Here is a 23,166-nt window from a genome sequence, read left to right as displayed (position 1 = left end):
GACGCTCGAACCTGTTTGGTGCCAGTCGCTTTCCGGACCAGGACCCATGCCGGCGCGGCTCTCTCACCCCGAACGCAGGGCGGCGAGACAGCAGACGAACGACACGATCACGGCCACCGTTCGGATCAGGTGCAGCCGGTTCCACCGGGTCTCGAACTCTGCTCGCCCGGCCTCGAGGATCGCGCCGCCCTGGTCGGTCGGGACCTTCATGAGCGCGTTGTTGAGCGGGATGTTGCCGGCCACCGTGATGGCGACCGTCACGGCGTACAGCACCAGAGCCGCGGTCGCCCACGTCCGCGACGGCCCGCGCGCCGCGCCGAGCACCAGCATCGGCAGCGGCCCGAGGAACACGACGAGGAACACGGGGTTGACGATGGCCACGTTGATCCGCTGCATGGCAGGCACGAACGTGGCTGCGTCGGTGCGCGCAAGCCCCGGCATGACCGCGACCGCGAACGCGAAGAACAGGCCGGCGGTGAGTCCCACCGTGATCGTGGCGGCGAACATCGCAACGAAACCGACTGCGCTCATGCCACCAGTTCACCGGCGGCGCGGCGATCCGTCTATGCCTCGGCGTCAGACCGGCGCCCGGACGTTGCGGAACGACGTGGCGGCCAGGCCGGCGGCGACCAGCGCAAACACGGCCGCGGCGACGACCAGCATCGGGCGAATCCCCCACGCATCAGCCAGGATTCCCGCGACGGGCGCGACGACGACCATGACCGTCCGATTGAGCGACCGCAGCGTGGTGTTCGTGCGCGCCTGCAGCTCGTCGGGGGTGACCAGCTGCCGATAGCTCATCTCGTGCGAGTTGCTCATGCCCATCGCGAGTCCGTAAAGCCCCTGGCCCAGCATGAGCAACGTCATCGCCCAAGCGCCGGACGCGCGGCTGCCTGCGCCGACCATCGCGACCACGCCCAGGGCGGTGACCACGTGGCACAGGATGATCGTCCGCCCCGTGCCGAGGCGCCGGCCGACCCAGGTGGTGACTGCGGCGCCCAGGACGGCTCCCACCCCGCCGACCGCGCCGACCAGACCGAACTGGAACGCCGAGAGGTCGAGGTTGCGCAGGGCGTACGGCGCGAGCACGACCCCGATGATCGCGTTGCCGACGAACCAACCATGGGTCGCGATCGCGAGCACCGCGAGGCCGGAAGCGCCGTAGGCGTAACGGAACCCGTCGACCGCGTCGCGCAGGAGCCCGCGCACGGTCACGCCGGTGCGGGCAGGTGGTTCGTCGAGCTGGATGCCGCGCAGGGTCAGCGCGGAGTAGAGGTAGCTCAGCGAGTCCAGCAGCACGGCCACGGGCGCGCCGACCGCGCTGACGAGAGCGCCGCCGAGCGCCGGCCCGGCGGTCGATGCCACGGCGTCGGCACCGTCGACCCGCGCGTGCGCGGGCTGCAGCTGGCGGCGCTCGAGCAGGCGCGGCAGCAGCGACATCTCGGCCGCGCCGCTCACGACCGACACCGTGCCGTAGGCGAACACGACGACCAGCAGCACCGGCAGCGACAGCAGGTCCAGCCACCACAGCGCCGGGACGGCGAGCAGCAGCACGGCCTGCAGCAGGTGCGTGCGCACGAGCAGTGGGAGACGCTTCCTGCCGTCGACGACCGCCCCGACGATCAGCCCGAACACCAGGAACGGCAACCAGCGCGCGGAACTGAGCCACCCGACGTCGCTCGCGGTCCCGTCGAGGTCGAGCACCACGAGGGCCTGGAGCGCGAACAGCGTGACGTACGTGCCCAGTCCGGACACTGCCGCCGCCCGCCAGTAGCGCAGGAACGACGGCGAGATCGACCACTCCGCACGCCGCACGCCGTCAGTCTCGCAGCACCACCGCTGCCGGCTCAGCCCCGACGCTTGTCGTGCACCTCGCCCAGCACGGACATCCCCGCCGCGACGTAGGTCGCCACACCCCCGGTGTTCGAGCTCGGCGTCGCGACGTCCGCGCTGGATGCTCCCATCTCGCGCAGCCGGGCCGCGCCCGCGAGGGTGATCGCCGTGCCGAACCCGCGCCCGCGGTGGTCGGCGTGCACACCCATCGGCTCGATGAGTCCGGGCACGCCCTCCCCGCCGACCACACGGTGATCGCAGCCACCGGGACGTCGTCCTCGTCGTAGCCGAGGAGGCAGCAGGCGTCGGCGTGCGCCGGGCTCGCTGCCACCGTGCGCCACCGTTCGTCGGTGAACCGCGCACTCCCGAACGCCGAGCGGTGCACGGCAGTGCGCTCGCTGACGTTCCGCCCGTCCACCACCTCGACCCGCAGCCCGGGAGGCGGCTCCACCGGGTCGGTGAGGTCGCGCCGCAGCTGGGTCCACGGTTCGGCGTCCGCCCAGCCGGCGTCGGCGAGCAGCTGCTTCAGGCGTACGCCCGTGTGCGCCTCGACGCTCACCTCGCCCGCGGGGAGCACGTCGGCGTCGGGTGCCAGGAGGTCGGCCGCGATCCGTGCGGCGAGGTCCTCGTCGCTGCGCAGCTCGGGAGCGATGCCGAGCCGGAGCACGTCAGGGGTGTCCAGGAAGCCGACCGCGGCCAGCTCACCGTCACGCCGCCAGGTGCGCACGTCGGCCGCCGTCGCGGCAGGGCCGTCCCAGTGGTGCCAGCCGAGGTCGCCCGGGTGGATCTGGAACGGCACCTCGTCGCGCCGCTGCCACCGCCGCAGCGCGTCGACCGCCTCCGGCAGCTCGTCGGCGGTCGGTGTGGCCAGCTCGATGCTCATGGACCGATCGCAGCCTGTGGGCGATGCCAGCAGCAACCGGTTTTCGGCAGGATCACGGCAGAGCAGCCCACGGATGGTCCGGGTCGATGCGTCGCATCGTGTCCCGCAGCCAGGTCCGCGCCCGGTCGTCGAGCAGGGGCAGGAGCACCTCGGCGTCGCGGCGGTCCTTCGCGCGCACCTGCGCGGCCTTGAACATCAGCGTCACCTCCGGCCGGGCATAGCGCAGTCCGTCGGGCGCCACCCACGTGACGTCGTCGAGATCCTCGGTGTGCGAGCGGTTGCGCTTGTTGGTCCACCAGCCGTCGGTGTCCGGGGTCAGCGGCACGTCGAGCACCCACCGCGACCGCGCGTCGCGCCGGACCCACAGCTGGCTGTCGGGTCGGATCTCGCGGAACCGGTCGTCGTACGGCCGGAACCAGCCCTCGTCGACGTTCCACGGAGTCCAGCGGTCACCGAGGAACCGGCGGAACGCCTCGGCGTCGCTCGACAGGATGGAGATGTCCATGTCCTCGTGATCCCGACGCACGCCGGTGTAGACCTCGATGCTCCAGCCGCCGATGATCCACCAGGGCCGGTCGAAACCGGCCATGAACTTGCCAATGTCGTTGGGGGTCAATGGATCCCAGCCGCCATACCACCGATCGAACTGGTCCGGCGGAAGGTGCCCGGCAGCGGGCGGTTGGTCGGCGGGCGGTCCGGGCACAGCTGGCACGAGACGTGAGCCTAGCCCCGGCCGCCCCTGAGCGCGGCGGCTTGGATCAGGACGCCGACTCGCGCTCGGTCGCGACCTGCTGAGCGACCTCCATGGCGGCCCGGCGCGCGGCGCGGCTCGCGCCGATCGTGCTCGCCGAGGGGCCGTAGCCGACCAGGTGCACCCGCGGGTCGCGGGACGCCGTGTTGGCGGCCTGCACGTTGCGCGGCACCCGGTCGAGCGGGATGCCGCCGTGCGGTCCGCGCAGCCCCAGAGGCTCGAGATGGTCCACGGCAGAACGGAATCCGGTCGCCCAGAGGATCACGTCGGCCTGCTCGACGGTGCCGTCGGCCCACTCGGCCCCGTGCGCGACGATGCGCTCGAAGATCGGGCGCGGGTGGTCGTACGCCCCCAGCGCGTCGGCCTCGTGCTCCTGCTCGCGCAGCATCAGCCCCGTGGCGCCCACGACGCTGATCGGCGGCAGGCCGGCCACGATCCGCTTCTCCACCTCGGTGACGACCTGGAGCCCGGTCTCGGGGCCGAAGTCGTCGGTGCGCCACTGCGGCGGCCGGCGGGTCACCCACACCACGTCGGCGATCGGCGCGAGCTCGCCGATGAACTGCACGGCCGACGCACCGGCCCCGACGACGATGACGCGCTTACCGCGCAGGTGCTCGCGCCCGGGGTAGGTCGCGGTGTGGAACTGCTCGCCGGCGAAGTCCTCGACACCGGGATAGCTCGGCCAGTTCGGCCTGGTCCACGTGCCGGTGGCGTTGACCAGGGCGCGCGTGCGCCACTGCCGCTCCCCCGCGTGCACGACCAGCAGGCCGCCGTCGCTGGTCACCCGGTCGACGTCGACGGGTCGCTCGACGGGAAGGTCGTGCTGCTGCTCGTAGGCCGCGAAGTACGCCGGCACGGCCACGTTGGCACGCTCGTCGGTGCGCTCCGGCGCCGGCGATCCCGGCAGGTCGGCGACACCGTGCACGTCGCGCATCGTGAGGAGTCCCACCGGTGCTGCCACGCGCCGCCCGGCACCGGGTTGGCGTCGAGCACGACGTGGTCGACCCCGCGCTGGCGCAGGAAGTAGGACGCGGCGAGACCGCCCTGCCCGGCCCCGATCACGACGGCGTCCATCACGTCCACGACCCCCTCAACGCACCGCGCCGATCTGGTATGCCCGCCGCACCGCAGTGCCCTCCGGCGCCGGGCCGCGCCGTACGGCTACCCGGCCACGGGGTTGCCCGCGACGGTCGTCTCCCGCACCAGCTCCTCCAGCGCGGCCGCCGCGGCGCTGGGGGCGCGGTCGGCACGGGCGGCCAGCGCGACCGGCCACGTCAGCTCGGCCTCGTCGTCCATGCACAGCACGGCGACGCCGGTCAGGTCGCTGGTGGGCATGAGGTAGTCCGGCAGCAGCGCGATGCCGAGCCCGTGGCGCACGTAGTCGAATCCCGTTCCCAGGTCGTTGATCTCGAGGGTCACCCGCCGACCGACGCCCGCCTCCGCGAACGCCGCGTCGATGACGGCGCGGGTGCCGTAGCCCTCGGGCGCGTCGATGAACGACCGCCCGGCGAGATCGGGCAGACCGACCCGCGACCGGCGTACGAGCTCGTCGTCCTCGGGGACCACGAGCCGCAGCTCGGACTCGGCGATCGGCACGAACCGGATGCCCGGCGGCCCCGTGCGCGTCGCGACGAAGGCCAGGTCGAGCCGCCGCTCCTGCAGGGCCGTGACGAGCCCCCGCGACCCCGTCGGCGCCGCCGTCATGAGCAGCTGCACGCGCGGGTGGCGGCGGTGGTACTCCCCAGGATCGCCGGCACGTCGAGCAGCCGCACCGACGTCATCGTGCCGAGCCGCACGGTCCCGCTGAGCTCTCCGTCGTCGGCGGCCACGGCGTCGCGGGCCCGCTGCGCAGCCTCGAGCACGGCGTACGCCTGTGGCACCAACCGCGCGCCCGCGTCGGTGAGCCGCACGTGCTTCGAGCTGCGGTCGAGCAGCGGTGCGCCGACATCGCGCTCGAGGCTCTTGATCGACGCCGAGACGCCCGACTGCACCACGTGCAGGCGGTGGGCGGCCCGGGTGAAGCTCAGCTCCTCGGCAACGGCGAGGAAGTACTCCAGCTGGCGCAGGTCCACGGCACCCTCCGAAACGACCATCACGATTCGTGATTCTGACCAGCACTGATCTTCGTTGGACATGATGTTTGGGGCAAGCGCACAGTGGACGCAGATCCCCCGCACGCACCCCCGAGAGGCCCGCCCGTGTCCGCGCCGCCGTCCCAGCAACCCACCCCCGCCGTCCCGGCCGACAGCCGCGCCCGAGCGGCTGAGCCGGGGAGCATCGGCTCGCCCCGCCACGGCGTCGGCTTCTGGTGCGTGGCGTTCGCCTTCCTCGTCGCGATGGCGTTCTCGACGGTGCCGACGCCGCTCTACCCCCTGTACATGCAGGCCGACGGCTTCTCGACCTTCACCGTCACCGTGGTCTTCGCGGTCTACGCGGTCGGGGTCATCGCCAGCCTGATCCTCGCCGGCCACGTGTCCGACTGGGTCGGACGCAAGCGGGTGCTGGTCACCGCGCTGGCGCTGGAGCTCGTCGCCGCCGTCGTCTTCCTGCTGAGCAGCGCGCTCCCGGCTCTCATCGTCGGCCGGGTCGTGAGCGGCCTCGGCGTCGGCATGCTCACCGCCACCGCGACGGCGCACCTGCACGAGCTGCACAGCGCGCACCGCCCCGAGGCCTCCCCGCAGCGCTTCCAGATCGTCTCCACGGCCGCCAACATCGGCGGCCTCGGCGCCGGCACGCTCGTCGCCGGGTGCCTCGCGCAGTGGGTCGACGGCCCGTTGCGCACCCCTACGCCGTCTTCGCCGGCCTGCTCGTGCTCGCGATCGTCGCCGTGCTCGCCACGCCCGAGACCGTCGAGCTGCGCTGGGGCAGCCGCCCGTACCGCCCGCAGCGGGTGAGCGCCGACCACGGCGACAAGCCGGCGTACGTCGCCGCCGCCGGAGCCGGCATCGCCGCCTTCTCCGTGTTCGGGCTGTTCACCTCGGTGGCCCCCGCGTTCGTCGCCGGTGAGCTCCACCGCCCCTCCCGCGCCCTCGCCGGCGCGATCGTGTTCGCCGTGTTCGCGGCGGCTGCCGCGGCGCAGACCCTGACCGGTCACCTGCGCGAGAACGCGCGCCAGCCGCTCGGTCCGGTGCTCCAGGCCCTCGGCCTGGTCGTGCTCGTCATCGGCATGCGGTCGACCAGCCTGACGGCCTTCCTCGTCGGCGGCATCGTCACCGGCATCGGCTCGGGGGTGCTGTTCAAGGACGCCGTGGGCAAGGTCGTCGCCATGGCCGCCCCCGACCGCCGCGGCGAGGCCCTGGCGGGACTGTTCCTGTTCTCCTACCTCGGCCTGATCGTGCCCGTGCTCGGCATGGGCCTGGCCATGCTGCAGCTGCCCGCCACGACCGTCATCACCTGGTTCGCGGCCATCATCATCGTGCTGCTGGCCGCGATCGCCGCGCTGGGCGCACGCCGCCGGACCACCGCGCAGTCATGACCCCGGCGTGACCCGGTCCGGGGCCCCCAGCCGCGCATGAAACCGGGTTTCGTGCGTTTAACCTCGATGCATCAGGGTCAGATGCACCTAACCCGGTTTCATGCGTTGGGGGGCGCCTGCTCCGGGGCCGCCACACGGTCCTGCTGCCGGGTGAACCGGGCGAACCAGGCGTACGCACCGCCCACCAGCGCGACCCCGGCGACCACCAGGACGAGAGCGAAGATCCACAGCCGCTCGTTGACCCCGTCGACGGCGAGCACCGCCACGGTCGACAGCACCCCCGCGATCAGGCACAGGCCGCCGACGAGCACCATGCCGATGATCATGATCCGCTCGTACATGTGGTCGAACACCACGGGGCGCCGGCCGGCCATCAGGGCACCTCGTCGTAGAGCTGGGTGGCCTCGTTGAGGACTTCCTTGCTGCCGTTGCGGATGGTCAGCGAGCTCGGGGTGATCCGATAGACGTAGCCGTCGTTGGAGACCGTCCACCCACCGCCGGATCGCACCGGGAAGCCGATCTCGATCGCGTTGCCGCTGTCGGTCTGGTAGGCGCGCTAGTAGGTGTTGCCGTTGTCGGCGCGGGCGCAGATGACGACGTAGGCCGACGCCGTGCGGGTGACCATGCGCGCGTTGTCGTCGGCGTTGCAGCGGGCGGCGCCGCTGTGCGTCCAGCCCTGCCGGTCGTACCCCGCGCCGCTGAGCGTGGGCCCGGACGGCTCCTGGGTCTCCCCTCGTCGTCGGACGTCTCGCTGGAGGAGCTGGACGGGCTCGAGGGCTCGGGCGTCGACGGCTCCGGGCTCGGCGAGTCGTCCTCGTCCGTCGTCTCGCTCTCGGTGGGGTCGGGCAGCGTCTCCTGGCTCGACGAGGGCGTCTGGTCCGGCAGCGTGCTCGGACTCTCGCCGTCGGGCGACTCGGAGCCCGGGTCCGACCCCGACGACCCGGACCCGGCCGGCCCGCTCGTGGCCGGAGGCGTGCCCCCGGAGCCCGACGGGTCGGCGGCACCGCCACCGTTGTCACGCAGCTGGTTCCACAGCAGCACCCCGCCGAGCAGCAGCATCGCCGCGACCGCCGCCGCGAGCAGCCAGGAGGCCGGACCGCGCCGCCCCTCCGGCTGTGGCGCCCGCTCGGGGTACGCCCGCGGCGGGTTACCCCCGCCGCCACCGCCGCCCGCGTGGCCGGCACCACCCGCGGCGCCACCACCTGCGTGGCCGGCACCGCCCGCGGCGTAGGGGTCCTCGCCCCAGGCGTCACCGTCGGACCCGTCGTAGCCGTAGCCGTCGCCCTGCCACGCGTCCCCACCGCGACCGCCGCCACCTGCTGCGGCAGCAGCCGCACCGGCACCCGCGACGCCTGCACCGGCGGCGCGACCGCCAGCGCCCCCACCGCCTGCGCCACGGGTGGTGCCCGCCCCGGTGATCTTGGGCAGCTGGGCGGTGATGTCCTGCGCCCGCCCCGGAACCTGCCGGGTCGTCCCCGCGCCTCCTGCCGAACCCTGCCCGCCCGGACCGGAACCCTGCCCGCCCGTGCCCGCACCCGGGCCTGCCGTCGGCCCCGGGCCAGCACCGGCGCCGCCGGTCCCGGCGGCAGCAGCCGCGCCGCCTGCGACCCCACCGGCGGCCAGCCCTCCGGCCGCGAGCCCACCAGCGGCTCCCCCGCCGGCCGAGCGGCGCATGATGCTCGTCGCGGCCTCCTGGTCCTGCGCCGACAGCGCACCGCGGGCGGCGTCGGCCAGCGCCCCGGCGCTGGGGAACCGGTCGCGCGGATCCTTGGCCAGCGCCCGGGCCACCACGCCGTCGAGCCGCGCGTCGACCCCCGCCTGCTGGCTGGCGGCCGGGGGCGCGTCGTACAGGTGCGCGGCCACCAGGGCCGCGATCGTGCTGGAGCTGAACGGCGTGCGGCCGGTGAGGCACTCGTACAAGACGCAGCCGAGGGAGTAGATGTCGGCGGCGGCGGTGACTTCCTCGTCGCGGAACCGCTCCGGGGCCATGTACGCCACCGACCCGACCGCGCTGCCGGTTCCGGTCAGCCGGGTGTCCTGCGCGGAGCTGGCGATGCCGAAGTCGGCGAGGTAGGCGAACTCGCCGTCGGTGATCAGCACGTTCTCGGGCTTGATGTCGCGGTGCACCAGCCCGTCGCGGTGGGCGGCGTCGAGCGCCGCGGCGACCTGGCTGACGACGGCGACGCTGCGCGCCGCCCCGAGCGGGCCGTTCTGCTTCAGCAGCGAGCGCAGGTCGCGCCCGCGCACCAGCCGCATGTCGATGAACAGCCGGCCGTCGATCTCCCCGAAGTCGTGGATCGGGATGACGTGCGGCTCCTGCAGCCGCGCGGCCGTGCGCGCCTCGCGGCGGAAGCGCTCGCGATACTCCTGGTCCTCGGCCAGGGCCTCGGGCAGCAGCTTGAGAGCGACGACCCGCTCCTTGACGGTGTCGAGCGCCTCGTAGACGTCGCCCATGCCCCCGCGACCGAGCAGGTGCTTCAGCTCGTACGGCCCGAACCGGCTGCCGGCACGGCTACCTCGTTCTTCGACCACGGATGGCACCTCCCCCTCGGTTGCATCCCCGCGTGCCACGACTGACGACGAACGGCCAGCGTATCGGCTGGCCCGGCGTCGCTCCGCGCCCCCGCCGGTCACCGGCGGTCACCGGCGCGAGTCGCCGGGATCGCGCGGCAGACGTACAGAACGGCCGCCCCGACCTTGAGCAGGTCGGGGCGGCCGTGCGCTGTTGTCGGCGCGAGGAGACTCAGTTGTTGAAGGAGTCCTTGACGTCGCCGGCGGCGCCCTTGAAGTCGCCGTCCTTGACGTTCTCGCCGGCCTGCTTCAGGTCAGCCTCGGACTGGTTCGCGCGACCCTCGGCCTGCTGGCCCTCGTCGTCGCGGGCGTTGCCGAGCGCCTCCTGAGCCTTGCCCTTGGCGTCCTGCGCCATGTTGCCGATCTTGTCGCCGATACCCATGTCAGCTCCTTCGTGAGGCGAACTTTGGTGCCCATACTGTCGCCAAACGGACCGCCGAATGCAACACCCCTAGGCATGAAGTTGTGACGGATGGGGCGCGTGCGGCGACGGCTGTGCCACGCTTGCCCCCGTGACCGAGGCCACGATCGCCCACGATCTCCCCGCCGACGAGCGGAGCCGGCTGCAGCGTCGTTGGTACTGGTACGACTGGGCCAACTCGGCCTACGTCACCACCACCGCGACCGTCCTGATCTCCCCTACCTCACCGCGGTCGCCAAGGAGGCCGCCTGCCCCGGCCTCGCCGAGGGCGCCCAGTGCAGCACCAACCTGTCGGTGCTGGGGCTGCCGATCTCGCCAGGCTCGCTCGCGCCGTACACCATCACCGTCGCGACCATCCTGTCGGCGATCACGCTGATCTTCGTCGGGGCCATCGCCGACCGCTCGCCGCGCCCCACCCGGCTGCTCGGCGGCTTCGCCTGGGCCGGCTCGATCGCCGCCGCGTCGATGTTCTTCGTGCAGGGCACCAACTGGCAGCTGGGCGTCCTGCTCATCATCATCGCCAACATCTGCCTGGGCGCCTCGCTGGTCGTCTACGACTCCCTGCTGGTGCGCATCGCCGGGCCCGACGAGCGTGACCGGGTCTCCAGCCGCGGGTGGGCGTTCGGCTATCTCGGCGGCGGCATCCTGCTCGCGCTCAACCTCGTGCTGCTCTCGGCGTACGACTCGCTCGGCCTCACCCGCGGGCAGGCCGTGCGCGTGAGCCTGCTGTCCGCCGGCGTCTGGTGGGCGGTCTTCACGCTCATCCCCTATCTCGGGCTGCGCTCGCTGCACGGCACCCGCGCCAAGCCGGTCGACGTGCGCGCGGGCGTTGTCGGCGGCAGCCTGCGCCAGCTCGCCGACACCTTCCGCGAGATGCGGCACTACCCCAACACGCTGCTGTTCCTCGTCGCCTACCTGTTCTTCAACGACGGCATCCAGACCGTCATCTCCAGCGCCAGCCTCTACGGCCAGGAGGAGCTCGGCTTCGGCGAGAGCCAGCTGATCACCACCGTGCTGCTCGTGCAGTTCGTCGCGTTCGGCGGCGCGCTGCTGTTCGGCCGCCTCGCCGCCCGGCTCGGCGCCAAGCGCGTCATCCTCGGCGGGCTGGTGCTGTGGACCGTCGTGGTGATCATCGCCTTCTTCATGCCCGAGCAGCAGTTCGGGCTGTGGCTGGTCCTCGGCGTCGGCATCGGCATCGTGCTCGGCGGCACCCAGGCCCTGGCCCGGTCGCTGTTCAGCCAGCTCATCCCGCGCGGCCGGGAGGGCGAGTTCTTCAGCCTGTACCAGGCGATGGAGCGCGGCACGAGCTGGTTCGGCGCGCTGATCTTCGGCCTCGTCTACCAGCTGGCCGGCTCCTACCGCCTGTCGATCATCGCGCTGGTGCTGTTCTTCGTGGTCGGCGGCGTGCTGCTCGCCCGCTGCGACATCCGCGAGGGCATCCGCCAGGCCGGCAACCCGATGCCCAGCGTGGTGTGACGCGTCTGTGACGAAGATCATGCAACCGGGCGGCCGCCCCGCCCGTCCCTGATGCAGTCACGCTTTTTCCGCCCGGGCGCGCCGCCGGGCGGGGCGCGGCCGTTCGCCGCTCGGACGTCCACGGAACACCGAGAGGGTTCCGGTCGTTGCACAGCACGACACCGTGTCCACCCATCCACGACACGGCCCCGGCGACGATTGAGGAGATGACATGGCAGAGCGTTCATTGCGGGGGACGAACCTCAGCACGCTGTCGCTGGAGTCCGAGGCGGGGGTTGCGTTCTCCGAGCGCCAGATCACCCGGTACTCCTGCCCTGAGGGCCACATCAGCGAGCTTCCGTTCTCGGTCGAGGCGGAGATCCCCCGATCTGGGAGTGCCGGTGCGGCCGCGAGGCCAAGCTGATCGACGGGCCCGAGCCGGAGCGCAAGCCCACCAAGCCCCAGCGCACCCACTGGGACATGCTGCTGGAGCGTCGCTCCATCCCCGAGCTCGAGGAGCTGCTGGAGGAGCGCCTGACCTGGCTGCGCGAGACCCGTGGCGAGAAGCCGCGGCGCAAGCGCACCGCCTGACTCCGCGCAGGCATACGACAGATCAGCCCGGTGACCGCGAGGTCACCGGGCTGATCCCGCGTTCGGGCCGTCTCTGGGCGCGTCGCGTCAGCGCCAGTCAGCGGTTGCCGCCGCCATCGACGATCTTGCCCTCGATGGCCTGGCGCGGCACCTGCTCGTACGTCGGGCGCGGCTGCTCGGCCCGCTCGCCCGGGACGACGTCGCCGAACAGCTGGGTGCCGGCGCCGTCGTACACCCGCACGCCCATCGCGCCGAGCACCTTGCGGGTCGCGACGACCCCGACGGTGCGGCGCACGGCGACGCGGGTGAACGGCACGAGCAGCAGCAGACCGAGCAGGCCGCTGAGCACGCCCGGGATCATCAGCAGCACGCCGGAGGCCAGCGTGAAGCCGGCGTCGCCGGCCGTGCGCTCGGGCGCGACGCCGGTGCGGCGCATGGTGCGGATGTCGCGCCAGGCGCGGCGCGAGCTGCGGGTGATGACCAGCAGGCCCAGCGCCGACATGGCCAGCAGCACGACGATCGTCCACCAGCCGATCAGCTGGAACAGCCCGATCACGACGAGCACCTCGGCGAGCAGGAACAGGGCACGGCGGCCCGCCACTTCCGGTTCGGTTGCTGCGGACGTGACGGGTGGCTCATGCGGGGCTCACTCCTGAGGCTTGCGGGTCTTCTCGTGGAGAGAACGCGCGGCACCGGTCGCGATGTTCCGCGCCTGCCGCGCCCGGTAGCCGACACCCCACTCGGTGATCCGCACGAGCGACTCGCGGGCGACCTCGGGGTTCATCTTCGACTCCCCCACCTCGCGCTCGACGAACCGGATCGGCACCTCGACGACCCGCAGACCGGCCCGGGTCGCGCGCCAGGTGAGGTCGGCCTGGAAGCAGTAGCCCATCGACTCGACCGCCTGGAGGCCCATCGTGTGCAGCGCCGAGGCGCGATAGACCCGAAACCCCGCGGTCGCGTCGTTGACCGGCATGCCGAGCAGCAGCTTGATGTAGAGGTTGCCGCCGCGGCTCAGCGCCTGCCGGTGCCAGGGCCAGTTGACGACCGAGCCGCCGGGGACGTACCGCGAACCGATGACGACGTCGGCGTGCTCGGCCTCCTCGATCATCCGGGGCAGCACCTCGGCCGGGTGCGAGCCGTCGGCGTCGATCTCGACGAGCAAGTCGTAGCCGCGCTCCAGGCCCCAGGCGAAACCGGCGAGGTACGCCGCGCCCAGCCCTTCCTTGGCGGTGCGGTGCATGACCTGCACGTGCGGGTCGGCCGCGGCCAGCTGGTCGGCGATCTCGCCGGTGCCGTCGGGCGAGTTGTCCTCGAGGACCAGCAGGTCGGCGGCCGGCACCGACGCGCGCAGCCGGCGCACGATCGTCGGGAGCGACTCGCGCTCGTTGTAGGTGGGGACGAGCACGAGGACTCGCCGCCGCGCAGCACGGGAGGCTGGGTCAGGACCTGTCATCGGCTTCCTTCTCGTCGCTCCCCGGTCGGGCCGACCGGGATGCACGAGAAGGAACCCTACTGGCGCGTCGGCTGCGCCAGGCGACCAGCATGCCGAGCGCGGCGAACACGCTCAGCGCGACCTCGGGGATGCGACCCACCTTGGTGGCGAGCGTCTGCTCGGTGCGCAGCGTCACGTCGTCGACCAGCGCGTCGCGGGTGAACAGCCCCGACTGCTGGGTCACGGTGCCGTCGGGGCGGATCAGCGCGCTGACGCCGACGGTCGAGATGTGCACGACGCTGCGGCCCGTCTCGATGGCGCGCAGCTTGGAGATCGCCAGCTGCTGCACCGACTCGTCGGAGTAGCCGAACGTGGCGTTGTTGGTCGGGACCAGCAGCAGCTGGGCGCCGTCCTGCACCGGCTGGCGCACGAGCGAGTCGTAGGCCACCTCGAAGCAGATCACCGGCGCGGTGGGCACCGTGCCGCTGCGGGTCGGGATCTGGAAGACGGTGCTCTCCGTGCCCGCGGTGAAGTCGTTGCGCACCAGGTCGACCTTGTCGGTGAACATCCGGAAGAAGGAGCGGTAGGGGATGTACTCCGCGAACGGCACCGGGTGCTGCTTGACGTAACGGTCCAGGAGCTGCCCGTCGGGGCCGTACAGCAGCGAGGTGTTGCTGACGTTGGGGGCCGGCTCCTGCAGCACGGCGCCGACGACGGTCGGCACCCCGGCCGCGCGCACGGCGTCGGTGATGACCTGCTGCGCGTCCGGGTTGCGCAGCGGGTCGATGTCGGAGGAGTTCTCCGGCCAGAAGACCACGTCGGGGCTGGGGCCGCGTCCCGCGGCGGCGTCGCTCGCGACCTGCCGGGTCAGCCCCGCGTGGTTGTCCAGCACCGCGCGCCGCTCGGCGTTGAAGTCCAGGCCCGGGGCGGGCACGTTGCCCTGGATCGCCGCCACGGTGAGCGGCTTGCCGTCGGTCGGCGTCGGCCACGGGATGCTCACCAGCACCAGCGCGCCCGCGGCCGCCACCGGCACCAGGCCCGCACCCCACCGGCGCGCCTGCCAGCGCTGCGCGGCCAGGGCGAGCGCCCCGCCGATCACCGCGACGACGAAGGTCACGCCCGGGGCGCCGGCGACCGAGGCCAGGTGGACCAGCGGCGACTCGGCCTGCGAGAAGGCCAGCCGCGCCCACGGGAAGCCGCCGAACGGCGTCGTCGACCGGGCCCACTCCATGGCGACCCAGCTGGCGGCACCCAGCAGCACGCGTACCCTCCCGTCGCGCTGCAGCAGCGCCAGCGCGATGCCGAGGAAGCCGACGTAGACCGCCTGCGAGGCGCTGAGCGCGAGCCAGGGCATCGGCCCGACGTAGATCCCGCTCCACTTCAGCGTCGGGACGAACGCGGCGAGCCCGGTGAGCACCCCGAGCAGGAAGCCGTCGCGCAGCCGGTCCACGCCCGCCGTGGCGTACGCGAGCCCCGCGACACCGACGAGGGCGAGGGGCCAGATCTGCGGTCCGGGCTGGGCCAGCCACAGGCACAGGCCGGCGGCGATCGCGAGGAGGGAGCGGAGCGGCACGGCGTGATCGTAGGGGGCCAACTTGGGCGAACGCCGAGAGCCCCGCGCGGCGCCGTCGCGGGCCAGCGGGCCCCTCCCCCGACATGACAGATGGGCCACCTCGCCGTTGGGGCCAGTCACGCGCAGCGGGTGCAACGCGCCTGTTGTCTACTAGGCGAGGGGCCCATCGTCTGGTGCATCGGTCGCTCGGAAGGACCGGCGCTAGAACGGCAATCTACCGACGAGGCACACCGTGTCAACTGGCCGCTGACCTGGGCATTCTCGCGTTCTCGCAGGTCAGCGCGATGCGTTCGCGGCCAAGAAATTTACGACTCGATGGCCGAACCCGGACCGAGGGCTGACCTGGCCGGCGGGTGCCGTGAGGGCGTGCGTCAGGATGGGTCGGTGACGAGCACCCCGGCCCCCGACCGCAGGAGCGCCGGCGTCGGACTGGTGCTGATGCTCGCGCTGCTGGCGATGATCGGGCCGTTCACCATCGACACGATCTTCCCCGGTTTCGGCGCGATCGCCGACGAGCTCGACGTGACCGCGCCCGCGCTCCAGCAGACGATCTCGGTCTACCTGGTGAGCCTGGCGCTGATGTCGCTGCTGCACGGACCGCTGTCCGACGCCTTCGGCCGCCGCCCGGTGATCATCGCCTCGTGCGCGGCGTACGCCGTCACCGCCGTGGCCTGCGCGCTCGCCCTCCTTCGGCCTGCTGCTCGTGGCCCGTGCTGCCCAGGGGATCTTCGCCGGCGCCGGCACGATCGTCGGCCGCGCGATGATCCGTGACCTGCTCGACGCCTCGGCCGCGCAGCGGCTGCTCAGCCAGGTGACGATGGTCTTCGGCGCGGCCCCGGCCGTGGCGCCCATCGTGGGCGGCCTGCTCGTGCCGTACGGCTGGCGCACCATCTTCTGGTTCCTCGCCGCGCTCGGTGCCGGGCTCGCGCTGGCCGCGACGTTCGGGCTGCGCGAGTCGCTGCCCGAGCAGGACCGGCAGCCGTTCCGCGCCGGCACCGTGATCCGGTCGGTGGCGCGGCGCTACCGCGACCTGCCGACCACCGTGCTGGCCGTCGCGACGGGGCTCAACTTCGGCGCGATGTTCCTCTACATCTCCTCCGCCCCGGCGATCGTCGAGGGACTCCTCGGCCGTGGGGAGCAGGACTACTGGGTGCTGTTCGTGCCGATGATCGGCGGCCTGGTCGTCGGGTCCTACGTGGCCGGCCGCCTCGGCGGCCGCACCACCCGGGCCGCATCGCGACGCTGGGCCTCGCGATCAGCCTCGTCACGGGCCTCGGCAACGTGGTGTACGCCGCGCTGGCCGGCGACGTCGCCCTCCCCTGGGCCGTCGTGGGCCCGAGCCTCACCTCGTTCGGCATCGCGCTCACCTTCCCGGTGATGATCCTGGCGATCCTGGACCGGGCGCCCGGCAACGCGCGCGGGGCCGCCGCGTCGGTGCAGGCGTTCACCCAGCTGATCATGGGCGCGGTGATCAGCTCGGCGGTCTCCCCGCCGTCTCCGGCTCGGGGCTCGGCCTCGCCGCGACGGCGCTGTCGCTCACAGTCGGCGCGGCGCTGCTGTGGACCTGGCACGTGCTCACCCGCCGGCGCACCCTGCGCGCGCAGGCACGTGCGCGACGGACCGGCGCCCACGCCGCCGAGAGCCCGGCCGAGTCGTGCTGACGGGAGACTCGTGATGGCCAAGCGGTCCGCGCCCACCCCCGCCGCTGCCGCCCTGCAGGCAGCCGGCGTCGACTTCGCCGAGCGCAGCTATCACCACGACTCGGCGGTGACTGACTTCGGTCAGGAGGCCGCCGACGCGCTGGGGGTCGACCCCGCCCGCGTGCTCAAGACGCTGCTGGTCGACGACGGTTCGGCCCTGGCCGTCGCGATCGTCCCCGTGACCGGCCAGGTCGACCTCAAGGCCGTCGCCGCAGCGCTCGGCGTCAAGAAGGTGGCGATGGCCGACCCGCGCGCCGCGGAGCGCTCGTCCGGGTATGTCGTCGGCGGCATCAGCCCGTTCGGTCAGCGCAGACAGCTGCGCACGCTCGTCGACACCTCGGCCCTGGAGCATGGCACCGTGCTGGTCAGCGGCGGCCGTCGCGGACTCGACCTGGAGCTCGCACCGGCCGACCTGGTCCGGGTCACCGACGCGACCACCGCAGACATCGCCCGAGCCTGACCACGCCCACCACGACGGAGGACTCCCCATGACCGTCCCGTTCCAGCACGACGACGCCGCTCGCGCGACGGCGCGACAGGCGTACGAGACGCTCGAGCCGCTGCACGTGCTCGCCTACTTCAGCCCGCACCTCGGCGAGCTCGCCCAGTCGGCGGGTCTGGACTGGAGCGCGCTGTACGCCGGTGCCCGAGGCGGCCCGCTCGGCGCGGCGGCGCCGTCGGTCGTCACCGCGTGCTTCTTCAACTTCTCCCCGAGGTGGTCGAGCCGGCGTGGCGCCGGGCGAGCGAGCACGGTTTGGAGCAGGTGATGGCGCTGCGCGAGCAGGCCGTCGACCGCTCGCTGCGCGAGGCCCTGGGCGACCGGGTCGACGACCCGGCGCTGCCGGGGATCGTCTCCCGGCTGCGCGGGGTCGCCCAGGCACAGACGTACGCCGGGCGGCCGCTGGCCTCGGCCTGGGCGGCCCAGCCGTGGCCGCAGCAGCCGCACCTGGGGCTGTGGCACGCCACGGCGGTGCTGCGCGAGTGGCGCGGCGACGGCCATTTGGCTGTGCTGGTGCAGGCCGGCTTCGCACCGACCGAGGCCGTCGTCTTCCACGAGGCGAGCCACCCCGACCCGGCGGTGCGCAAGCGGGGCTGGGCCGCAAGCTCGCCCAGGTCACCCGCGGCTGGAGCGAGGAGCAGTGGCTCGCGGCGGCCGGGCGGCTCGCCGACCGCGGGCTGCTGCGGCTCGAGGACGGCACGGAGACGATGACCGACGAGGGCGCCGCGCTCTACGACGCCATGGAGGCGGCCACCGACGACGCCGCGGTGTGGGCCGGCGACGAGGACGCCGCGCAGCTGCTCGGTGAGGTGCGGCCGTTCGTCAAGGCCGTGATCGACGCCGGAATCCTGCCGGGCACCAAGCGCTGAACGGCCTTGCGGCTCAAGCGGTTTCGTCGACCTCGACGGCGTCTGGGCGGTCGATCGGCGAGCGGTCCTCCCACGGCGTGCTGAGCACGACGGTGGTGCGGGTCGTGACGTTGCTCGCGGCCCTCACCTTGGCGAGCAGCTCCTCCAGCGCCGACGGCGAGGCCACCCGCACCAGCAGCACGTAGCTCTCGTCACCGGCGACGGAGTAGCACGAGTCGATCTCGGTGATGTGCGTCAGCCGCTCCGGCACGTCGTCGGGCGCAGCCGGGTCGAACGGCGTCACCGAGATCAGCGCGGTGAGCGGCAGGTCGGCCTGCTCGTAGTCGAGCGAGGCGCGGTATCCGCGGATGACGCCACGCTCCTCGAGCCGGCGGACCCGCTGGTGCACGGCCGAGGTCGACAGCCCCGTGTGCCGGCCGAGGTCGGTGAAGCTCATCCGTCCGTCGCGGGCCAGCAGCTGCACGATCTGCCGGTCCAGTGCCTCCATGCCGGACACCCTAGGGCCAAGCCCGCCCCGCGGCGGGCGAACGACCTGCCACCATGTGCCGCATGACTGCGCGCCGCCTCATGCTGCTGGACTCGGCCTCGCTGTACTTCCGGGCGTTCTACGGGGTGCCCGACCGGCGAGACTCCCCGACCAGCCGCCGAACAACGCGGTCCGCGGCTTCACCGACATGATCGCGACGCTCGTCACCGCGTATGCGCCGACCGACCTGGTCGCGTGCTGGGACAACGACTGGCGGCCGGCGTTCCGCGTCGAGGCGATCCCGTCGTACAAGACCCACCGGTTGGTCGACGGCAGCGACGTGCAGGAGGAGTCGCCCGAGGAGCTGACCCCGCAGGTGCCGGTGATCGTCGACCTGCTGGCCGCGGTCGGGATCACCCGCCTCGGCGTCGACGGCTACGAGGCCGACGACGTCATCGGCACGCTCGCGCACCGGGCGCACGGCGTCTCGACCGTCGACGTCGTGACCGGCGACCGCGACCTGTTCCAGCTCGCCGACGACGAGCAGAGCGTGCGGGTGCTCTACACCGCGCGCGGCGGGGTGCGTGAGCCCGACCTGGTCGACGAGTCGTTCCTGCAGGCGAAGTACGGCATCACCGGGGGCCGTGCGTACGCCGAGATGGCGGTGCTGCGCGGCGACACCAGCGACGGGCTTCCGGGCGTGGCCGGCATCGGCGAGAAGACCGCGGCCACGCTGATCAACCGGTACGGCGACCTCGCCGGGATCCGCCGCGCGCTCGCCGACGGCGACCCGCAGCTCAAGGGCGCCCAGCGCACCCGGCTCGAGGCGGCCTCGGACTACCTCGACGTCGCACCCAAGGTCGTCGACGTCGCGCTCGACGTGCCGGTGCCCGACGGGCTCGACACGGCGCTGCCGACCCGCGTCGCCGACCCCGACCGGCTCGCGGAGCTGGCGCAGACGTACGACGCGCGCACCCCGGTCGGCCGGCTGCTCGCCGCGCTCGACCTCCCGCCGCTGCCGGCCTGAGCGTCCCGGGCCCGCGCGGGTCCGTGGCACCATGCGCCCATGGCCTTTTCGGACAAGCTGCTGGCCCAGGGCGAACGCGTCGAGCTGGAGCTGCGCACCCACGTCAAGAAGATCGTGCTGCCGGTCCTGGCGCTGGTGCTGATCGTGGCCCTGACGCTCGGGGCGATCTGGCTGGTGCGCTCCCAGGACTGGCCCGGGTGGCTGACCTGGGTGGTGCTCGGGATCGCGCTGCTCGCGACGATCGCGTGGGTCGTCGTGCCGATCATGAAGTGGCGGCACACGATCTACGTCATCACCAACCGGCGGCTGATCACCCGCGAGGGCATCGTCACCCGCTCCGGCCGCGACATCCCGCTCTACCGGATCAACGACGTGACCTACGAGAAGGGCCTGCTGGACCGGATCCTCGGCTGCGGCACGCTCATCGTCTCCGACGCCACCGACAAGGCCGGCGTGCGGCTGCACGACATCCCCGACGTCGAGCAGGTGCACGTGCGCATGAACGAGCTGCTGTTCCAGGTCGACGACGGCACCGACGACGGGGAGTACCCGCCCGGTGAGCCGCGCCGCCCGCGCGGCAGCCGCTACTGACGTACGACGCCGCGCAGCCCGGCCACAACCCCCGATATCGAGCGTAGGCGCACGCCGCGCGGGCCGTACGCCGTCACAACCCCCGACATCGGGCGTAGGCGCACGCCGCGCGGGCCGTACGCCGTCACAACCCCCGACATCGGGCGTAGACGCACGCCGGTCATGACGGCGTCGTGACAGCGGGTTCGCGGATCAGTCGAGGCGGTCGGCCGCGACGACACCGCGCATCACGGCGTCGACCGCGCTGCGGGCGCTCTTGCGCAGCGCCGGGTCGGCGGTGGCGTCGGCGACCTGGTCGAGCAGGTCGACCAGCTGCTTGCAGCGGCGCACGAAGTCACCGGCCGACAGCTCGCTGTCGCGCAGCACCACCTCGAGGCGCTGGCCGCTCGCCCAGCGGTGGACCATCCAGGCGATGCCGGCGTCGGGCGGGTTCATCGGCGTGAGCCGGTGCAGCCGCTGCTGGTCCTCCAGGTCGCTCCAGATCTTGTCCATCTCGCGCACGACGTCCTGCACCTGGCCCGTGGGCATGCGCGGCGCCAGGTCGGCCCCTCGCGCCGGGGCTCGTGCACCAGCGTGCTGACGACGGCGGCGAGCGAGGCCGGGTCGAGCCCGCGCCAGACCCCGCGGCGCAGGCACTCGGCCGCGAGCAGGTCCTTCTCGGTGTAGATGCGCTGCAGCATGCGCCCGTCGTCGGTGACCTTCTGGCCGTCCTCGTCGAGGTAGCCCAGCTCGGCCAGCAGGTCGCAGATGCGGTCGAACGTGCGCGCGACCGTGTGCGTGCGGTTGCTGACCTTGCGCCGCAGCCCCTCGGTCTCGCGCTCCAGGCGCCACCACCGCTCGGCCCAGCGCGCGTGGTCCTCGCGGTAGGGGCACTCGTGGCACGGGTGCGCCTTGAGCGCGGCCTGCAGCCGCTCGATCTCGGCGCGCTCGGCGTCGTCCTCGCCCTCGTCGCGGGCCGCGGAGGGCCGGCGCGGCGGGTCGTGCGGCACCTTCGCCCGTAGCGTGGCCGCGAGGTCGCGGCGCGACCGGGGGCTGCGGCCGCTGAACGTGCGGGGCACGTCGAGGTGGGCGATCGGCTCGACCGGCTCGGTGACGTCGCTCTCGCCGAGGCTGCGGATCTGCGCGTCGAGGGTCAGCACCAGCGGGTCTCCGCCGCCGCGCTGCGAGCCGCGCCGGCCCGGGATGACGACGGCGAGACCGGCCCGCCGCCCGGTGGGGATGCGTACGACGTCGCCGGGCTGCAGCCGGGTCAGCGACTGGGCGGCGGCGGCGCGCAGGCTGCCCGCCCGGCGCTTGTGCGCCTGCTTCTGCAGGTCGCTGAGCTCGCGGCGCATGCGCGCGTACTCGGCGAAGTCGCCGAGGTGGCAGCGCATCGCGTCGGCGTAACCCTCCAGGCCCTCCTCGTTGCGCCGGATCGCGCGCGAGATGCCGACGACCGCGCGGTCGGCCTGGAACTGGGCGAACGATGACTCCAGCACTTCACGGGCCGGGCCGCGACCGACCCGGTCGAGCAGGTTGACGGCCATGTTGGAGGTCGGCACGAAGCTCGAGCGCAGCGGGTAGGTGCGGGTCGAGGCGAGGCCGGCGACCGCTTCGGGGTCGACGCCGCGGTGGTGCAGCACGACCGCGTGGCCCTCGACGTCGATGCCGCGGCGGCCGGCGCGACCGGTGAGCTGGGTGAACTCGGCCGGGGTGATCTCGACGTGGTTCTCGCCGTTGAACTTCACCAGCCGCTCGAGCACGACGGTGCGCGCCGGCATGTTGATGCCGAGGGCCAGGGTCTCGGTGGCGAAGACCGCCTTGATCCGGCCGGCGGTGAACAGCTCCTCGACGATCTCGCGGAAGGTCGGCAGCATCCCGGCGTGGTGCGCGGCGAACCCGCGGGACAGGCCCTCGACGAAGTCCCAGTAGCCGAGGACGCCGAGGTCCTCCTCGGGCAGCCCGGCCACCCGCTCCTCGACGAGCCGGCGGATCTTGCGCCCCTCCTCCTCGGGGATCAGCTGGGTGCCCCAGGCGAGCAGCTGCCCGACCGCGGCGTCGCAGCCGACCCGGCTGAAGATGAAGGTGATCGCCGGCAGCAGCCCGTCGCGGTCGAGGCGGTCGATGACCTCCGCGCGGCTCGGACCGCCGCCCGGCCGGCCACCGCGCGGCGGCGGGCCACCGCGGCGGCCCCGGGTCTGGCGGCCGCGCCGCCCGCGGGGCGCACCGGCGTCCTCGCGCCGCGGCCGGGCGTCGGCGTCGGCGCGCTGGATGCGGCGCAGCAGCTCGGGGTTGACGGCCAGGGCCGCGTCGTCGTCACCCTCGCCGGCTCGGTCTTCCTCGACGAACAGGTCCATCAGGTCGCGCCCGACCATCATGTGCTGCCACAGCGGCACCGGCCGGTGCTCCTCGACGATGACCTCGGTGTCGCCGCGCACCTCGGTCAGCCAGTCGCCGAACTCCTCGGCGTTGCTCACCGTCGCCGACAGCGAGATGACCTGCACCGACTCCGGCAGGTGGATGATGACCTCTTCCCAGACCGCGCCGCGGAACCGGTCGGCGAGGTAGTGCACCTCGTCCATGACCACGAAGCCGAGCTCGTCGAGGGTGCTGCTGCCGGCGTACAGCATGTTGCGCAGCACCTCGGTGGTCATCACGACGATGGGCGCCTCGCCGTTGATCGAGGAGTCGCCGGTGAGCAGACCGACGTTCGCCGCGCCGTGCCGCTGCACCAGGTCGGTGTACTTCTGGTTCGACAGCGCCTTGATCGGCGTGGTGTAGAAGGTCTTGCGGCCGGTGTGCAGGGCCAGGAAGCAGGCGAACTCCCCCACCACCGTCTTGCCCGACCCGGTGGGGGCGGCGACGAGCACGCCGCGGCCGTCCTGCACGGCGGCGCAGCCGCGCACCTGGAAGTCGTCGAGCGGGAAGTCGTATCCCTGCGCGAAGCGGCCGAGGTGGGTGCTGTCGAACCGGCGCCGGTCGCGCGCGGCGGCATAGCTCTCGGCAGGCGAGGTGGGCATACCCCCGAGCGTATGTCGGCGCGCGGC

At 73.0% G+C, this 23,166-nt stretch carries 22 protein-coding genes and 5 pseudogenes; 11 read left to right on the top strand and 16 right to left on the bottom strand.

Going from position 1 to position 23,166, the window contains the following annotated elements:
* Window positions 1-63: 63 nt before the first annotated feature.
* The 8 genes and pseudogenes from QUE40_RS07790 to QUE40_RS07755 all read right to left on the bottom strand — a co-directional run bounded on the left by QUE40_RS07790 (window position 64) and on the right by QUE40_RS07755 (window position 5,560).
* A complete protein-coding gene (locus QUE40_RS07790) occupies window positions 64-531 on the bottom strand; it encodes an anthrone oxygenase family protein (protein WP_289232792.1) in 468 nt (155 codons plus the stop codon).
* 45 nt (window positions 532-576) lie between these two features.
* Entirely contained in the window at window positions 577-1,815 is a 1,239-nt protein-coding gene (locus tag QUE40_RS07785; RefSeq protein WP_289232791.1) for an MFS transporter, read from the bottom strand.
* Between the two features lie 32 nt (window positions 1,816-1,847).
* Window positions 1,848-2,042 (bottom strand): GNAT family N-acetyltransferase, encoded by a 195-nt coding sequence (locus QUE40_RS19060; RefSeq protein WP_350227138.1) that lies wholly within the window; start codon window positions 2,040-2,042, stop codon window positions 1,848-1,850.
* Window positions 2,043-2,768: 726 nt separating this feature from the next.
* Entirely contained in the window at window positions 2,769-3,305 is a 537-nt protein-coding gene (locus QUE40_RS07775) for a nucleotidyltransferase domain-containing protein (protein WP_289232789.1), read from the bottom strand.
* A gap of 169 nt (window positions 3,306-3,474) precedes the next feature.
* Window positions 3,475-4,428 carry a flavin-containing monooxygenase gene (locus tag QUE40_RS07770; protein WP_289232788.1) on the bottom strand — a complete coding sequence of 318 codons (954 nt, stop codon included), beginning with the start codon at window positions 4,426-4,428 and terminating at the stop codon, window positions 3,475-3,477.
* A 41-nt stretch (window positions 4,429-4,469) separates the two neighbouring features.
* Window positions 4,470-4,541 (bottom strand): annotated as a pseudogene (locus QUE40_RS07765) (hypothetical protein); the annotation flags it as partial.
* Between the two features lie 87 nt (window positions 4,542-4,628).
* Window positions 4,629-5,183 carry a LysR substrate-binding domain-containing protein gene (locus QUE40_RS07760; RefSeq protein WP_289232787.1) on the bottom strand — a complete coding sequence of 185 codons (555 nt, stop codon included), beginning with the start codon at window positions 5,181-5,183 and terminating at the stop codon, window positions 4,629-4,631.
* The gene (locus QUE40_RS07755; RefSeq protein WP_289233038.1) at window positions 5,168-5,560 is read right to left on the bottom strand and encodes a LysR family transcriptional regulator; all 393 of its coding nucleotides are present in this window, start codon (window positions 5,558-5,560) and stop codon (window positions 5,168-5,170) included. The genes QUE40_RS07760 and QUE40_RS07755 overlap by 16 nt, the downstream gene beginning before the upstream one ends.
* Before the next feature lie 105 nt (window positions 5,561-5,665).
* On the opposite strand from QUE40_RS07755, the gene QUE40_RS07750 reads away from it, so the two are divergent.
* Both QUE40_RS07750 and QUE40_RS07745 read left to right on the top strand, forming a co-directional pair.
* Window positions 5,666-6,361, top strand: a complete 696-nt coding sequence (locus QUE40_RS07750; protein ID WP_289232786.1) for an MFS transporter — start codon at window positions 5,666-5,668, stop codon at window positions 6,359-6,361.
* A complete protein-coding gene (locus tag QUE40_RS07745) occupies window positions 6,295-6,942 on the top strand; it encodes a hypothetical protein (protein ID WP_289232785.1) in 648 nt (215 codons plus the stop codon). Before QUE40_RS07750 ends, QUE40_RS07745 begins: the two co-directional genes overlap by 67 nt.
* Before the next feature lie 98 nt (window positions 6,943-7,040).
* Here the strand turns inward: QUE40_RS07745 and QUE40_RS07740 are convergent, their stop codons facing one another.
* The 3 genes from QUE40_RS07740 to QUE40_RS07730 all read right to left on the bottom strand — a co-directional run bounded on the left by QUE40_RS07740 (window position 7,041) and on the right by QUE40_RS07730 (window position 9,895).
* A complete protein-coding gene (locus QUE40_RS07740; RefSeq protein ID WP_289232784.1) occupies window positions 7,041-7,316 on the bottom strand; it encodes a hypothetical protein in 276 nt (91 codons plus the stop codon).
* Window positions 7,317-7,380: 64 nt separating this feature from the next.
* On the bottom strand, window positions 7,381-9,474 hold the full coding sequence (locus tag QUE40_RS07735) for a serine/threonine-protein kinase (protein WP_289232783.1): 2,094 nt from the start codon (window positions 9,472-9,474) through the stop codon (window positions 7,381-7,383).
* A 211-nt stretch (window positions 9,475-9,685) separates the two neighbouring features.
* Window positions 9,686-9,895: a CsbD family protein gene (locus tag QUE40_RS07730; RefSeq protein WP_142005152.1), complete on the bottom strand. Its 210-nt coding sequence runs from the start codon at window positions 9,893-9,895 to the stop codon at window positions 9,686-9,688.
* Window positions 9,896-10,087: 192 nt separating this feature from the next.
* Here QUE40_RS07730 and QUE40_RS07725 point away from each other — a divergent pair, with 192 nt between their 5' ends.
* A complete protein-coding gene (locus QUE40_RS07725; RefSeq protein ID WP_350227101.1) occupies window positions 10,088-11,410 on the top strand; it encodes an MFS transporter in 1,323 nt (440 codons plus the stop codon).
* 211 nt (window positions 11,411-11,621) lie between these two features.
* Window positions 11,622-11,980 (top strand): annotated as a pseudogene (locus tag QUE40_RS07720) (RNA polymerase-binding protein RbpA).
* Between the two features lie 97 nt (window positions 11,981-12,077).
* Here the strand turns inward: QUE40_RS07720 and QUE40_RS07715 are convergent.
* From QUE40_RS07715 to lnt, 3 genes are read right to left on the bottom strand one after another with little or no spacing between them, the layout of a single operon-like run.
* Window positions 12,078-12,581: an FxsA family protein gene (locus QUE40_RS07715; RefSeq protein WP_289232782.1), complete on the bottom strand. Its 504-nt coding sequence runs from the start codon at window positions 12,579-12,581 to the stop codon at window positions 12,078-12,080.
* 45 nt (window positions 12,582-12,626) lie between these two features.
* Window positions 12,627-13,436, bottom strand: a complete 810-nt coding sequence (locus tag QUE40_RS07710; protein ID WP_142005148.1) for a polyprenol monophosphomannose synthase — start codon at window positions 13,434-13,436, stop codon at window positions 12,627-12,629.
* Window positions 13,423-14,988, bottom strand: a complete 1,566-nt coding sequence (gene lnt / locus QUE40_RS07705) for an apolipoprotein N-acyltransferase (RefSeq protein ID WP_142005147.1) — start codon at window positions 14,986-14,988, stop codon at window positions 13,423-13,425. Before lnt ends, QUE40_RS07710 begins: the two co-directional genes overlap by 14 nt.
* A gap of 384 nt (window positions 14,989-15,372) precedes the next feature.
* Between lnt and QUE40_RS19055 the strand changes: the two genes are divergently transcribed.
* The 5 genes and pseudogenes from QUE40_RS19055 to QUE40_RS07680 all read left to right on the top strand — a co-directional run bounded on the left by QUE40_RS19055 (window position 15,373) and on the right by QUE40_RS07680 (window position 18,056).
* Window positions 15,373-15,759, top strand: a complete 387-nt coding sequence (locus tag QUE40_RS19055; RefSeq protein WP_350227100.1) for an MFS transporter — start codon at window positions 15,373-15,375, stop codon at window positions 15,757-15,759.
* A complete protein-coding gene (locus QUE40_RS07700) occupies window positions 15,692-16,366 on the top strand; it encodes an MFS transporter (RefSeq protein WP_350227099.1) in 675 nt (224 codons plus the stop codon). The genes QUE40_RS19055 and QUE40_RS07700 overlap by 68 nt, the downstream gene beginning before the upstream one ends.
* A gap of 296 nt (window positions 16,367-16,662) precedes the next feature.
* On the top strand, window positions 16,663-17,148 hold the full coding sequence (gene ybaK, locus QUE40_RS07695) for a Cys-tRNA(Pro) deacylase (RefSeq protein WP_289233037.1): 486 nt from the start codon (window positions 16,663-16,665) through the stop codon (window positions 17,146-17,148).
* A pseudogene (locus QUE40_RS19635) lies at window positions 17,039-17,898 on the top strand (SCO6745 family protein). The gene ybaK and the pseudogene QUE40_RS19635 overlap by 110 nt, the downstream one beginning before the upstream one ends.
* Complete coding sequence (locus tag QUE40_RS07680; protein ID WP_289232779.1) at window positions 17,895-18,056, top strand: helix-turn-helix domain-containing protein; 162 nt, start codon at window positions 17,895-17,897, stop codon at window positions 18,054-18,056. The pseudogene QUE40_RS19635 and the gene QUE40_RS07680 overlap by 4 nt, the downstream one beginning before the upstream one ends.
* A 13-nt stretch (window positions 18,057-18,069) precedes the next feature.
* Here QUE40_RS07680 and QUE40_RS07675 read toward each other — a convergent pair whose 3' ends face one another.
* Window positions 18,070-18,543, bottom strand: a complete 474-nt coding sequence (locus QUE40_RS07675) for an Lrp/AsnC family transcriptional regulator (protein ID WP_142005143.1) — start codon at window positions 18,541-18,543, stop codon at window positions 18,070-18,072.
* Between the two features lie 62 nt (window positions 18,544-18,605).
* Here QUE40_RS07675 and QUE40_RS07670 point away from each other — a divergent pair.
* Window positions 18,606-19,549, top strand: a pseudogene (locus tag QUE40_RS07670) (5'-3' exonuclease).
* Window positions 19,550-19,588: 39 nt separating this feature from the next.
* Window positions 19,589-20,140: a PH domain-containing protein gene (locus QUE40_RS07665; RefSeq protein WP_142005141.1), complete on the top strand. Its 552-nt coding sequence runs from the start codon at window positions 19,589-19,591 to the stop codon at window positions 20,138-20,140.
* Window positions 20,141-20,332: 192 nt separating this feature from the next.
* On the opposite strand, the pseudogene QUE40_RS07660 reads toward QUE40_RS07665, so the two are convergent.
* Window positions 20,333-23,139 (bottom strand): annotated as a pseudogene (locus QUE40_RS07660) (DEAD/DEAH box helicase).
* Window positions 23,140-23,166 lie beyond the last annotated feature (27 nt).

This window comes from Barrientosiimonas endolithica, from assembly GCF_030296655.1.
Taxonomy (GTDB): Bacteria; Actinomycetota; Actinomycetes; order Actinomycetales; family Dermatophilaceae; genus Barrientosiimonas; species Barrientosiimonas humi.
The sequence above is the reverse complement of the archived record's forward strand: the minus strand, read 5'-3'. Positions and strand labels throughout refer to the sequence as shown.